Source organism: Pseudomonas sp. GW-45, from assembly GCF_056896675.1.
Window position 1 is genome coordinate 2,124,958 of record NZ_CM167674.1, and the last position, 13,587, is coordinate 2,138,544.

The 13,587-nt window shown below is 56.6% G+C and carries 13 protein-coding genes; 8 read left to right on the top strand and 5 right to left on the bottom strand.

What is annotated here, in order from left to right:
- The first annotated feature begins 17 nt into the window (after window positions 1–17).
- Both AC1XYH_RS09650 and AC1XYH_RS09655 read left to right on the top strand, forming a co-directional pair.
- Window positions 18–701, top strand: coding sequence for a DUF2238 domain-containing protein (locus tag AC1XYH_RS09650; RefSeq protein WP_483322995.1), 684 nt, complete (start codon window positions 18–20; stop codon window positions 699–701).
- 236 nt (window positions 702–937) lie between these two features.
- Complete coding sequence (locus tag AC1XYH_RS09655; RefSeq protein ID WP_483326345.1) at window positions 938–3,226, top strand: fatty acid cis/trans isomerase; 2,289 nt, start codon at window positions 938–940, stop codon at window positions 3,224–3,226.
- 84 nt (window positions 3,227–3,310) lie between these two features.
- Here AC1XYH_RS09655 and AC1XYH_RS09660 read toward each other — a convergent pair whose 3' ends face one another.
- Window positions 3,311–3,625, bottom strand: coding sequence for an EthD family reductase (locus AC1XYH_RS09660; protein WP_483322996.1), 315 nt, complete (start codon window positions 3,623–3,625; stop codon window positions 3,311–3,313).
- 225 nt (window positions 3,626–3,850) lie between these two features.
- Between AC1XYH_RS09660 and AC1XYH_RS09665 the strand changes: the two genes are divergently transcribed.
- The 6 genes from AC1XYH_RS09665 (at window position 3,851) to AC1XYH_RS09690 (ending at window position 8,914) form a co-directional block, all read left to right on the top strand.
- Entirely contained in the window at window positions 3,851–5,035 is a 1,185-nt protein-coding gene (locus tag AC1XYH_RS09665; RefSeq protein ID WP_483326434.1) for a BamA/TamA family outer membrane protein, read from the top strand.
- Between the two features lie 90 nt (window positions 5,036–5,125).
- A complete protein-coding gene (locus AC1XYH_RS09670) occupies window positions 5,126–6,274 on the top strand; it encodes a YbaY family lipoprotein (protein ID WP_483322997.1) in 1,149 nt (382 codons plus the stop codon).
- Complete coding sequence (locus AC1XYH_RS09675; RefSeq protein ID WP_483322998.1) at window positions 6,271–6,684, top strand: GFA family protein; 414 nt, start codon at window positions 6,271–6,273, stop codon at window positions 6,682–6,684. Before AC1XYH_RS09670 ends, AC1XYH_RS09675 begins: the two co-directional genes overlap by 4 nt.
- Window positions 6,685–6,719: 35 nt before the next feature.
- Window positions 6,720–7,004 (top strand): YrhK family protein, encoded by a 285-nt coding sequence (locus AC1XYH_RS09680; protein ID WP_483322999.1) that lies wholly within the window; start codon window positions 6,720–6,722, stop codon window positions 7,002–7,004.
- A gap of 97 nt (window positions 7,005–7,101) precedes the next feature.
- Window positions 7,102–8,484 carry an MFS transporter gene (locus AC1XYH_RS09685; RefSeq protein WP_483323000.1) on the top strand — a complete coding sequence of 461 codons (1,383 nt, stop codon included), beginning with the start codon at window positions 7,102–7,104 and terminating at the stop codon, window positions 8,482–8,484.
- A 91-nt stretch (window positions 8,485–8,575) separates the two neighbouring features.
- A complete protein-coding gene (locus AC1XYH_RS09690) occupies window positions 8,576–8,914 on the top strand; it encodes a zinc ribbon domain-containing protein YjdM (RefSeq protein ID WP_483323001.1) in 339 nt (112 codons plus the stop codon).
- A gap of 64 nt (window positions 8,915–8,978) precedes the next feature.
- Here the strand turns inward: AC1XYH_RS09690 and AC1XYH_RS09695 are convergent, their stop codons facing one another.
- The 4 genes from AC1XYH_RS09695 to AC1XYH_RS09710 form a co-directional block, all read right to left on the bottom strand.
- A complete protein-coding gene (locus tag AC1XYH_RS09695) occupies window positions 8,979–9,974 on the bottom strand; it encodes a hypothetical protein (protein ID WP_483323002.1) in 996 nt (331 codons plus the stop codon).
- 83 nt (window positions 9,975–10,057) lie between these two features.
- Window positions 10,058–10,522, bottom strand: coding sequence for a DUF3429 domain-containing protein (locus tag AC1XYH_RS09700; RefSeq protein WP_483323003.1), 465 nt, complete (start codon window positions 10,520–10,522; stop codon window positions 10,058–10,060).
- Window positions 10,523–10,571: 49 nt separating this feature from the next.
- Window positions 10,572–12,626, bottom strand: coding sequence for a transglutaminase TgpA family protein (locus AC1XYH_RS09705; protein WP_483323004.1), 2,055 nt, complete (start codon window positions 12,624–12,626; stop codon window positions 10,572–10,574).
- Window positions 12,623–13,585: a DUF58 domain-containing protein gene (locus tag AC1XYH_RS09710; protein WP_483326346.1), complete on the bottom strand. Its 963-nt coding sequence runs from the start codon at window positions 13,583–13,585 to the stop codon at window positions 12,623–12,625. The genes AC1XYH_RS09705 and AC1XYH_RS09710 overlap by 4 nt, the downstream gene beginning before the upstream one ends.
- Between the last annotated feature and the right edge of the window lie 2 nt (window positions 13,586–13,587).

The window sequence follows — 13,587 nt, forward strand, 5'->3', positions numbered from 1 at the left end:
GTCTGTTGTTTGCTGGCTTGGCAATCAACCCACACGACCGCAGCGATTGGGCGTTAGAAAACTTGCTGGTACTGGCCTTTGCGGTAACGCTAGGGCTGAGTTACCGTGCGTTCCCGCTGTCGCGGCTGTCCTACACCTTGATCTTTCTGTTTCTCTGCCTGCACGAAGTGGGCGCGCACTACACCTATTCTGAAGTCCCTTACGACGCGTGGATGACACAAGCGTTTGGCGTCAGCCTGAATGAGTTACTGGGCTGGGAACGCAACAACTTTGATCGCGTGGTGCATTTTCTGTTTGGCGCCTTTTTGGTGTACCCCATCCGCGAACTCTACTGCCGGGTAGCCAACGCCAAAGGATTTTGGGGTTATTTCTTCCCGTTAGAACTGGCGATGGCCGCTTCCATGCTTTATGAACTGTTTGAGTGGGGCGCCGCCACAACCTTTGGCGGCGACCTGGGTGTAGCCTACCTGGGCACCCAAGGTGACATCTGGGATGCACACAAAGACATGGCTTTGGCCAGTCTCGGCGCACTGGTCACCCTACTGCTAGTGCTGTTATTCAACCTCTGGTTGAACCCCGATTTCCGTCAAGAGTGGCGCAACAGCCTAAGCGTCAAACGCCAGCGGCCGCTGGGGGAAGATGAGGTCGAGCGATTGCTGCAAGAGCGAGAACAAACCACGGCGCAGCAAGACCATCGATAAATACCCAGCTGCTGTTTCGCGCGTGAAATGTTAAAGTCCCGCGCAGCAGCAGCGCCGACCATCCGCGCTCCCAATCAGCAATGCCGCGGCGTCTTGAGCGCTGCAGCACATAGAAAAGACAGCCCGAAGGAATCTACATGGCGCGCGTTTCAGGCATGACTCGACTGAAGTTGACAGCATTGGTGCTGCTCATAGCCGGCTTGTTTCTTGCCTGCACTCAAATCCCGCAATACCCGATGGAAGAGCCCATAGCGGCGCGTGTTCAAACCTACGATTATCAGCGCGACATCCGCCCTATCTTTGAACACAAGTGTATGGCTTGCCACGGCTGTTATGACGCGCCTTGCCAGCTCAAACTGACCAGTGCTGAAGGCTTGGAACGAGGCGCGTCCACCTTGCCTGTGTACGACGGCGGCCGACTCGAAGATATGGTGCCTACGCGGCTGGGCGTCGATGCCAGCTCAACCGCCGAGTGGCGTGAAAAAGGTTTTTTCTCTGTTTTACACGGCGCTGAAGACGGCCAGTTGAGCGGCCTGGATGCCTCCGTGCTCTACAAGATGCTGGAGCTGGGTCGAGCCAATCCTGTGGCAACCAACAGCCGCTTGCCCGAAGATATCACCTTAAGTACCGCGCGCAGTAACAGCTGCCCGAGCGTTGGGCAGTTTGCCGACTACGCCGATAAATTCCCCCATGGCGGTATGCCTTACGGTGCTACTGGGCTTACCGACGATGAATTCACGCAGCTCACGCAATGGATCAGCGAGGGCGCAGTGGTAACGCCAGCAGCCTACAATCCCAGCGATACCGAACAAGCCATGACCCAGCGGTGGGAAAGCTTCTTCAACCAGACCGGCATGCGCGAGCAACTGGTCGCTCGTTACCTGTTCGAGCATCTATTCGCGGCACACCTCTATTTTCCTGACATTGAAGGCAGCGCGTTCTACTCATTGGTGCGCTCCAGCACGCCCCCAGGCCAGCCGGTACGCCCGTTGCGTACCGTGCGCCCTAACGATGATCCAGAGCAGGCCTTCTTCTACCGTCTGCAACCCTTACGCCAGACCATCGTAGAGAAGACACACATCACCTACGCGCTGGGTGAAACTCGCCTTAAACGTTATCAATCGCTGTTTTTCGAACCGCAATGGGAGATGGTCACGCTACCCGGTTACAGCTATGCCGAGCGTGCCAATCCATTCATCACCTTCTCAGCCATCCCAGCCAAGGCGCGCTATCAGTTCCTGCTGGATAACGCCGAGTATTTCGTACGCAACTTCATACGCGGCCCGGTCTGCCGCGGTCAGATCGCTACTGACGTTATCCGTGATCAGTTCTGGACGGTGTTTGAAGACCCCGATCAGGAAGCTTTCGTCAACGATGCTAATTACCGCCTGAAAGCCAGCCCCCTACTTGGGCTACCCGGCCAAAAGAGCGACATACTCGACTTCGGTTCAGAGTGGCTTGATTACAATGAAAAACGTAACAAGTACCTTGATCTGCGCCGCAACTACTATGCAAAGCGCAAACCCGATGGCGCCACGCTAGACGAGCTGTGGGATGGCGATAACTGGAACCAGGATGCACTGCTAACCATCTTCCGCCACCACGACAGCGCCTCGGTCCGCAAGGGCCTGCACGGCCGCGTCCCCCGCACTATCTGGGTTATGGATTATCCGTTGCTGGAACGCACTTATTACGAATTGGTCGCTAACTTCAACGTATTCGGCAGCGTCTCTCATCAGGGCCAAACGCGTCTGTACTTTGACCTGATTCGCAACGGCGCCGAGCACAACATGCTGCGCTTTGTACCTCGGGAAAAACGCGAAGCGCTCTACGCCAGCTGGTATCAAGGCAACGCCAAGATCAAGCACGCGCTTACCTACACCGGCTTGGACACCACGACACCCGTCGTAATGGATTACAAAGACGCGGGCACCAATAAAGCCGTCATGCAGCGTTTCAGTCAGCTCCTGATGGAGCGCACGGCGCAGGTCAGCGGGCCACCGGACACCTTGAATCGCTGCCCCGAAAATAACTGCCAGCGCGCCGCTATCAGCAGCGCACAGCAGCAATTGGAATCTACTCTGCAACCGCTCGCGCGAGCAGATGGCGCCAGCCTGCCGGTGATCAGCCTATTGCCAGAAGTCACCTTTCTACGCGTTAAGCAAGGCGATCAGCGTTGGGTATACACACTGGTTCACAACCGTGCGCACTCCAGTGTCGCGTTCATGTTTGGCGAGGAATCACGCTTTCTACTCAAGGAAGACACGCTAACGCTGATCGAAGGCACAATAGGCAGCTATCCCAACTTTAGCTTTGACGTAACTCTGGATGAGTTGCCTGAATTCATCGACACGCTGTCGGCGGTCCGGAATCAGAACGGCCTGCACACGTTGGCTGATCGCTGGGGTGTGCGGCGCACCCATCCCGAGTTCTGGGACATCATGGCCGACTTCCAGCGTAGCACCGAGGAAACCACACCCGATCAAGCAGGTGTGCTCGACGTCAACCGCTACCAAAATCTATAAATCTTTGAGCACTGACAAGTGTGTCACCTTCGCGGTGACACACTTGTCGCAAGCGCACCGGCAAACGAAAACGTGGGGCGAGTCTTAGCCAACCACTACTTCACTGATCAACAACTCCGGCGCAAGGTCGGTGTAACTGCTGATATCACCTTGAATAACCTTGGCGTGCGGGCCGAAGGCCGCTTGAAAGCTCTCCACCGACTCGCAAAACAGATGCCCCATAGCAACGTAGGCTGCTGGCGCATCCGGCGTGCCGCCGGCCAAGCCACGATCCACGCCAAACGACAGGCAGGCATCACCCATCAGACGCTTGACCATAGGCATATGCTGATCACGGTAATAGTCGTGATCGAAACGGCTGCCGGGGGTATTGGGGTACATCACACTGATCTTTATCATTACGGGCTCCAGTGATTTAAGGCGGGAATGGCCCGGAGCATCAATTCCGAGTTAAGCCAGTTTGCCTCAGCGCAGACTCCAACGGCAGGGCCATCAGCGCTGCGAATGCCGTATCAGTGGCATTGCCGAGCTCCAACCTGTCGATCTGCGGAAAAGCCACGGTCTCTATGCTTTACTGAGAGAGTTGAGGCCGGACATTCGGCCTTCCATCGTTGGGGAGCTGGAATGCGGTTAGCGTTATTAGGTCGGTATCTTTGTTGCCTTGCATTCTTGCAGGCCCAGCCAGCGCTGGCATCGCTGTATCACGATTACAGCAGCGAGCCTGAAGACGGCGCGCTCGATCCGGGAAGTTATCTTGACCGCTGGAATCTCCCCTTCATTCCCGTTCCCAAAATCATCACCGAGCCTGCCGTCGGCACTGGGCTGGGACTGGCCATGGTGTTCTTCCATGAGTCCGATGAGCAGAAGGCAGAAAAAAATGATGACAAGCTGGTACCCGAGAACATAAGTCTGGCTGGCCTAGCCTTCACCTCAAATGGCAGCCGCGGTTACGGGTTGGCGCATTTGGGCTTCTGGCGCGACGACAGCATTCGCTATCGGGGCTTTCTTGCCTATTCCGACTTCAATATCGATTTTTACTCCTTCGCCGGTTTGCCGCTGAGCAATGGCGTGGGATTGAATATAAGAGGTCCCGTTGTGCTGCAGGATTTAAAGCTGCGCGTACCCGGTACGCCCTGGTTTCTAGGCGTAAAACAGCTCTATCGCAAGGTCAGCCTTTCATTGGAAGATGAAATACCGCTGCCCAATCCAGCACTGCAGCAGAAGGTTAACGATTATCTCAACCGCCATCTCGGGGAGAAAGGCACTACCTCAGGGCTTGGGCTGGTCGCCGAGTTCGACTCTCGTGACAGCCCCATTGATCCGCAGCGCGGTTTTAATTATGGCGCTCAGTACATGCGTTTCGACGATGCGCTGGGCAGCGATTACGACTACGCCAGCTACCGAATCAAAGGGCTGAATTACTGGGTGCTATCCCCTGCCTTAGACCTCGGTGTGCGCCTGCAATACGACGGCATCTCAGTCAACGACGATGTGCTGCTACCACCCTACATACCGCCGTCGATCAACCTGCGCGGCATACCCGCTTCGCGCTACCAGGGTAATGCCGTGGCGGTTACCGAGGCCGAACTTACCTGGAAGGTCAAACCGCGCTGGCGACTCAAAGGCTTTGTCGGCACCGGGCGCGCCGCCGATAAATTCAATGAACTTGGCGAGGCAGATGCTGCCAACAGTATTGGCGGCGGTTTTCGTTACATGGTTGCCGAACGTTATGGCTTTGCCATGGGCGTTGATGTAGCCCGTGGTCCAGAAGAATCCGCCGTCTATATTCAGGCGGGATCCACCTGGTAAGCCGGCTGGCAACCTGAGGTCTGCTTTCAGTTACACTCTTGCTACGAATGGATATCGCTGGCGCTCGCCGCCGTATACGAGGAGTTTTGCATGCACATCACCCCTGCGCACCTATTGTTGATTGGTCTTACTTCCGTGTTCGCTGCTGGTTGCAGCAACTTGGCCAGTCAGGCAACCACTGACGATGGCGATAACCAGGAGCTGCCAGCGCCAGCCACCGAGCAGGTAATTGGCAGCATCAGCTATCGCGAGCGCATCGCCCTTCCAGACGGCAGCGTTGCGCACATCAAGTTGAGCGACGTTTCACGTGCAGACACACCAGCCACCCTACTGGCAGAACAGAACACGACGTTGTTTGGCAAGCAGGTACCGGTGCCCTTTTCGCTCAAAGTTGAACCCGCCATGTTTGATGCGCGCATGCGCTACTCAGTGTCAGCGCAGATTCGCAGCGCCGAGGGCCAGTTGCTCTGGACGACCGACAGCGCCAACCTGATTGATGTCACCCAACCGGTAGTAGATCTCGGCACACTGATGATGATCAAGATCAATGGCGCCGTGGCGGACGATGCCGAAATCGTCGATGTGGACGCCTTTTTACCCTTTACAGCCAACGGCAATGAGCCGGGATGGACCCTTAAGGTCGACAGCGAGCGTATGAGTCTTAGCCGTCAGAACGACCCCATCACTATTCTGACCCCCACTCCAACCACGACCCGCGAAGACGATAGCTATCGTTTTAACGCCAGCACTGAAGCGAACTCGGTGATTGTCGATGTAACACCTGAGCTGTGCCGCGATAGCATGACGGGCATGCCTTACCCCTATGAGGTCAGCGTCAAGGTCAACGGTGAAACGCTCAAAGGCTGTGGTGGTGCGCCGGACTCACTGCTGACGGGGCGTGAATGGATCGTTGAGGACGTCGACAGCAAAGGCGTGATCGACAACACCCAGATGAGCCTGAATTTCACCCTCGATGGCCTGCTGGGTGGCCGCGCAGCCTGTAATCACTACACCACTAGTTACCAACTCACCGGTGAAGGGCTATCTACCCAGGCGATCGCCTCTACGCAAAAAGCCTGTGCGCCAGCGTTAATGAATCAGGATGAGCATTTCCTTGAGGTGCTAGGCGACATACAGCGTTTTGAACTCGATGAAACCGGCGCCCTGCTGCTGTATACCACCGACAACCGCAGCATCAAGGCCCGCGCCTTGCCATCCACTGAGCAAGAAGCCGAATGATCACCGGGAGCTGCCTGTGTGGCGGCGTTGCCTACCGAATTACCGGCGCGCTGCAACCGATCCAGTTGTGTCATTGTCAACAATGCCGCAAGGCGCAGGGCACCCCTTTTGTAAGCAACATCCCCGTCCTGCGCAGTCAGTTTGAGTTACTGCGCGGCACAGACCTGCTCAAGGAGTACTCCGCCTCCGAAGGCAAGGGGCGCGTGTTCTGCAGTCATTGTGGCTCTCCGCTGTACAGCCACAGATTCAATGACCCTACGGTTATTCGTCTGCGCGCAGGCACACTGGACCAGAACCTGGCCTCGCGGCCAGCGTTTCATGCCTATACCGACTCGGCCGCCAACTGGTGGCTGATTAACGACGACTTGCCGCAGTATGCGCAAGCCGCACCCACCACGTCGGAGAAATAACGACCCCCAATCTTGAGCTCGCTGCGAGGTAACGCATGACCGAAAGATCAGAGCAAAACCAGGAAAACCCTCTCACCCTGCCACTGGGCAACGAGAAACTGGTGATTCGCCGCCGTTACGAAGTGCTCAGCATCATCAACGACTTTTTCATCGCCATCTGGTTTCTCTTGGGCAGCGTGTTGTTTCTGTTTCCTCAATACGAAAAGCTCGCCGTTGTGTTCTTTATCATTGGCAGTGCGCAGTTTTTGATTCGCCCCAGTATTCGCCTAATAGGCCACATCCATCTACGCCGCTGTAACGCCAGCAACTGGGAGAATTAAATCACGAGCAAGAAGTGAACACTTGTATACAAAACCGAATTAAATAATACTGAACCCACTATCTGCACAAAAAAAACAACAAAAACAGGTGAGTTATATGCCGCTGAGTCGCAAAACGAAGTTCGCCTACGGCGTGGGCCAGATTGCTGAAACCGTAAAAAGCACTGGCTTCAATATTTTCCTGTTTTTCTTCTTTACCCAAGTGCTTGGCCTGTCTGGCTCGCTGGCTGGATTGGCGGTCATGATTGCGCTCGTTTTCGACGCCGTCACCGATCCACTGGCTGGCTATATTTCGGACCATAGCCGCTCGCGCTTTGGGCGCAGGCACCCATTTATGCTGGCTGCGGCGTTGTCATTAGGGATAGCTTGGTATTTCCTGTTTACCCCGCCCGATGGTCTTGGACAAACCGGCCTGTTTCTTTGGCTAACCGGCTTTGCAGTGCTGGTGCGCGGAGCTATCACACTTTATTACGTGCCCTATCTGGGGCTAGGTGCCGAGCTAACACTCGACTATCACGAGCGCACTTCGGTTGCCGCCTGGCGCGGGTTCTGTGGCGTCAGCGGCGCTGCAGTGGTGGTACTTCTGGGTGTGCCTTTATTCTTCCCCGAAACAGCTACCTTTGAAAACGGTTTGCTGAATCCCGCCGGCTATCCGCTGGTAGCACTCTTCGGTGCGCTGCTGATGGCAGCAAGCATTCTGCTTTCTGCCTGGGGCACCCGGGGCCAGATTAGCGCTCTCCCCACCAATAACAGCACGCAGAACCCATTGTCTCTGCGTGAAAACCTGTTCAGTATCTGGCGTAACTCTTCGTTTCGCGCGCTCTTTCTCGGCACCTTACTGGTGGCCATCTCCATAGGTATTACCCAGACCCTGAACATGCACCTGAACGTGTACTTCTGGGGGTTGACCAGTAACAACATTGCGCTGCTGGGCGCCGGCGTGTTGCTCGGCTGGCCGGTCGGTATTTTATTGACAAAACCCTTACACCAGCGCTTTGACAAGAAACCCACCATCATTGGTGCCGCGCTGGTTGCCGCCTTGGCTAGCAACATTGCCGTCGTGCTTGCGCTGCTGGGCATGTTTCCCAGTCAGAATAGCGCGCTGTTCGTGCCACTGATTTTGCTGCTGTTGTTTGTGGGCGGAGCGGCATCCGGCTTGGCGATGATTTCCGGCGCATCGATGATGGCAGATGTAGCGCAGCAGCACGCCGACCACAGTGGTCAGCAGCAAGAAGGTTTTTTCTTCAGCGCCATTTCTTTCACTGGCAAGATGGCAGCAGCGGCCGGTTACCTGGTTGCCGGCATTGGTTTGGATTTGATCGGTTTCCCGTTGCAGGCCAGTCCCAGTGAAGTGAGCATTACTCAGGTAAACCATCTGGCTATGCTCAGCCTATCTGCCGGTATTTTCGCCTTCGCCTCGGCCTGTACCTATACCCGCTATCAATTGCGGCAGCCTGCAACAGAGGCCGTACTCTGCTGACAACATGGACAGCTGCGACGGGTTGCGGCATCATGCCGGGCCTAAAAACCTTGTACTCCACAGGGTTATGGACCGCTGAAAAGGTTAACCGATGAGCGATTTTCCCCATTGCCCCAGCTGCGACTCAGCCTTCACCTACGAAGACGGCATGATGTTCGTCTGCCCGGAATGTGCACACGAATGGCCACAGCAAGCTGACGATAAAGAAGACGCGGGCAGTGGCATAAAAGACGCCAACGGCAACCCGCTACAAGACGGCGACTCCGTTACCGTGATCAAAGACCTCAAGGTTAAAGGATCGTCGTTGGTGGTGAAGGTCGGGACTAAAGTAAAAAACATTCGATTGGTTGATGGCGACCATGATATCGATTGCAAAATCGACGGCATTGGCGCGATGAAGCTAAAGTCAGAGTTCGTTAAGAAGTCCTGATCCCCGGCCGGGCGGCCCCATTGCATCCCTCCCATTTGGCCGCCCGACCCGCCCTACACTCCCTTCAACGCTTGAAAGCAATGTACTGACGGTGCGGATTCGGCCCCCGCCAGATGAAGCCCTCGTAGTAATAATGCAGAAATGACAGCGTCAGAATCACGATATTGACCCAAGGATGATTCTGGTGGCTGGTTAGCGCGTAGGCAATTAGCAGTGAGCTCAGCGGCAATACAATGAATGGCGACCAGCTGCTGGTATGCGTCAGCCGATAGCTAAGGCTGCTAGAACCCGAACGGTTGCGATTGCGGTCGTGGGTGATATACACGCTGTAAGCCGTCAGATCATGGATGACCCGCGGAATCAGAATCACAAACAAGGTGTAGCCCAGCTCGTTGATCAACAGGGCAGAAACCAGCATGGCCGCGTTAGCCCACAAGTACCAACGACCGATACCCGGTTTGGCCCTGCGCGTCAGCCGCCAGGAAAGCACCACCACAGCGGCGCACAACCCCGACCCTATCGCCGTCATCAACTCATAGCCATTAACACCAGCCAGCTCCCAGTGGCCGAGAAAGCGCATTCCGTAAACGTTGATATAAATCGCGAAGCCCGCCAGTATCGCCAGCCATTTCCAGCAAGTGAACAGTCGATCCGGGCGAGTGCCCAGCATCATCAGCGTCAGCCCAAGCTGCTGCGCCAGCACATGATAAATAGTGTAGAAAGCGAGGAAAACAAACAGCAGGTTGTAGCTCACCGGCTGAGGGCCAAAATGCCCAGCGATGGCGATTAGCAAGAACACACAGAACGGCGGTAGCAACGTACGACGGTAGTGCGAGATATATTCGCCGTTGGCCATGGTCAGCAGACTAGCAATAATATGCGGTAATCCAAAGAGTACCGCCCAGAGCGGCCAGTCATTGGGATCGCCCGGCAACACCTCGTTCGCCAGCCAGCTATTCCACAGCAGCAGATCCAGCGTAACCAACAGGACCGATAGCGGGATTACCGCATACAGCGCCAACAGCCAGCGGCAATCAATACTGTGTAAGGGGTGTTCCATATAAGGGGCCAGAAACTCTTATTGTTGTGCCCCCTACTTGAGCACATGCGATTGTGCCCGCCCATCACCCGAATCAGTGAAGGCTAACTGATACGTCCCACCGCCAGCCATGCCACCAACAGACTTAAAGCCACCACAATACTCAGCGGTTTGCGCAATGCTGGATACCACATGGGAGCCAAACCATGTCTGACCGCCCAGACATCGGCAAAATACAAGGTGGCAAAGGCGAAAAAGAACACCGGTAGCGCCAGATTGATGGGCAGGCTCAGACCTACCCACCCCAATAGCGGCGGCACCACCGACAGCGCCAACTGAATGGGCGCTTTGCTGCTTTCTTCCTCCGCACGCATCGCCAAGCCCCAGTGAATCGCGCCCATGAACGCCAGGATGATAGCGGCATAAGCGAGTAACTCTTCCAACATCCGCTCACGCCAAGCTTCAGGTGTTACCCACAAGCCCAACGCGCCGCTGACGAAGGGGATCAGCCCCACCAGACCCAACCCCAAGGCCAGCTTTGGGGGACGTGTAGCGCTGAATGGATGCATGCCTACTCCAGAGATTCAGGTTTGTCGCCACGCTTGGCGCACACGGCAATTATAAGGACTTATCGCGGCTGGACAACGGACCATCCTGCAGCAAATAGCTGGCGGATGCCGGACGCTTGCGCGGTATAACCTTGAACAAAGCGCGCAATGCCTGCTGCAACTGTTGCTGATCTGCCTTGGACGCGGAATCTGTGGCCGCGTAGGATTGCCGCACAAACTCATCAAAGAAACTGTCTATCGCGCTGCGCTGCGCTGGCAGTGCGATCTGCAGCCGCTGTTGCCAAGCACGTGGCCCCTCGCCCGGTAACGCCTGCAAGCGCAGCCGCGCTAGGCGTTGATCCAAGCGTTTCCAGACACGCTGTTGAGCGCTACCGTTCATGCGCTGCGGACGCAGCCACCACATCGCCTGCAGCAGCATGATGCCGCCAGCCAGACCCAGCACCACCATACCAACTCGCTGCCAGTCCGCGGTGCCGAGCCAGCGCCGGAACAAGCCCATCTGCTCCTCACCCTTAAAATTCAGCACCCGCAATTGCCATTGATAATTGACGTTGTCCCAAGCCAGCCGCGCGTCGTTCAGCCAGGTCACGCCGCGATAGCGCGAGCCAGACAAGTAGGAGTCTTCAAGAAAACTGCCCTCGCCGCGTACCGCTTCCTCCAGACCCTGTTCAATTCGCTCGGGGGCAACCTGAAAGGTCGGGTCTACCGAGACCCAGCCCCGTCCCGCCAACCACACCTCGACCCACACGTGGGCGTCGAATTGATGAACCAGCACATACCCCCCCTGCTCGTTCACCTCACCACCCTGATAACCCGCCACTATCCGAGAAGGAATGCCGGCCGCCCGCAGGACGAAGGTCATGGCCCCGGCGTAGTGCTCACAGAACCCGCGACGGGTGTCGAACAGAAATTCGTCGTTGCTGTGCTCACCCAAGGGCGTGGGCTTGAGCGTGTAAAAAAACGGCTGCTGATTAAAGTAGCCCAGTACAGCCTGCACCAGATCGTCATCATCCGGATGTTGCTCGCGCAATGCTTGTGCCCACTCACGCGCACGTGGATCACCCTGTTGTGGGAGTTCCAGTTGCCGAGCACGCTCAAGCTTGCTCAAGGGCTCCGCCTGCATCTGTACATTTACATAAGAACGCGCACGGTAACCAAAAGTACTGTTGAGCGGGGCAATGGATTGCAGGTTGAAATCGTGCATACGCCGCAGGGCTGGATTATCGGTAGTGGCACCGCGCAAGCTGTAAACCCAGTGCTGGCCACTGGCACCAGCTACCACCCGGTACTCAACTGACTCGCCGGAGGTATCCAGCGGCAATGCTGGCAGGTTATTCAGCAAGCGGTCTTGCGACCAGCTGCGTCCGTCGAAACGGCTCAGGGTCAATGCCCGCCAATAGAGCGTCGAAAGCGGCGGTATCTCACCGTCAAAACTGGCGCGAAACGCCAATTCAGGTGAACGCGCCAAATTGGCGATATCGGCTGGCGACATGGTGTCCGACAGTCCGGTTTTGGAGCTGCCGCCCGGCATATTCACAGACCAAAGTGGCTCCAGCCGAGGGAAGAAAATGAACAACACCAATAACAGCGGTATCGCCTGTAGCACCATCACCCCACCGATGCGCAGCGCACGCGTAGGATCATTACGCCCAGCACTTTGCTGCAAACCCACCAAGGCCGCCACCAACACCAGTAAAGACCCACACTGATAGAGCGTCAGCGGAATGCCCTGATCAAACAGAAAGGCTGTAGCCAGAATAAAAAAGCCGAGATACACCACCACCAGGGCATCGCGCGGGTTGTGCATTTCCAACAGTTTGAGCATGAACAGCAGCAGCAGAAACATCACGGTGGCATCCAGCCCAAGCAGGGTGCCCTGCGTGAGAAACACCCCCAACAAGATCGCCACCAGTGCTGCGCTCTTCAGCAATATTCCCGGGGAATGCCAGCGCATACGTTGAATTTGTACCCGCCATAACGCACAGCCGACCCATAGCAACGCAACCCACCAGGGCAAGCGCGGCAGATGCGGTAACAGCACCACCACTTGGGCTGTCAGTAACCAGGCCAGGCTGTTGCGCGGGATCAAACCGGCGGCGCTCATCCGCTGCCCTCCAGCCCATACAGCGCCAGCGCGCGCAAACAGGCATCACGGTGCGCCTCGCCCAACGCAGGCTGCAGTCGCGAGCCACCCAGCGCCAAACCATAGGGACGGCCCGCGGCTTCCAGCGCCAAGATCCAGCCGGTCAACATACCCAGTCGTTGCTCCAGATCAGCGCCCTGTGTTTGCTCCAGATCGAGCCATTGGCTTTGCTGTTGTGGCTCGGCAAATATTTTGCTGTGTAATCCCTGACCACGTGAATAAGCACGCCAGTCAAGTCGCCGGCGGGAGTCACCGGGACGATAGTGGCGCAGCCCCTGAAAATCATCCACACCTTCCACCAGTTGTATCTGCTGAGCCTCGTCCTGGCCTTCGCCACTGCGATGGACGGGCAGTGGCGCCTTGACGGGTCGCGGGTAGACGAGCACCCGCCAGTTCAGGTCCAGCAGACTCCAGGCAACAAACCATCCCAAGGGGAAGCGGGTCTCGATACGCAATCGTTCCGGCTGCAACCAGCCGCGTCGCGTCGTTGGGTAATAGAGTGTGCTAGCCACCTCACCATCACCGGGTACATCCAGTTGTTGCGGCACCGACTGGGGCCAGCTCAGCTTAAGCGCTTGGCGCTCACGCGTGGGGCTGAGCAATACCAGCCCCAGCGGCACCTGCTCGCCAGCAAACACCGGCCGGCCCCCGGTAGCGCGCAGGCTGATGCCCGCCAGATTTCGATAACTATGATGCAAGGTCACCCAGAACAGACTGAGTAACAGGAAGGTCAGCCCGTAAACCAGACTGTTCTCGTAGTTAATGGCGCCGATCAGCAGAATCGCCAACAAAAACAAAAAACCCAGGCCCGCCCGGCTGGGCAGAATAAAAATGCGCCTATGATCAAGGCTGATTTGCTGCGCCGGAGGTATACGCCGCTTCAACCAGCGTTGGTGCAACGCTCGACCGCGCGCGCGCAAGC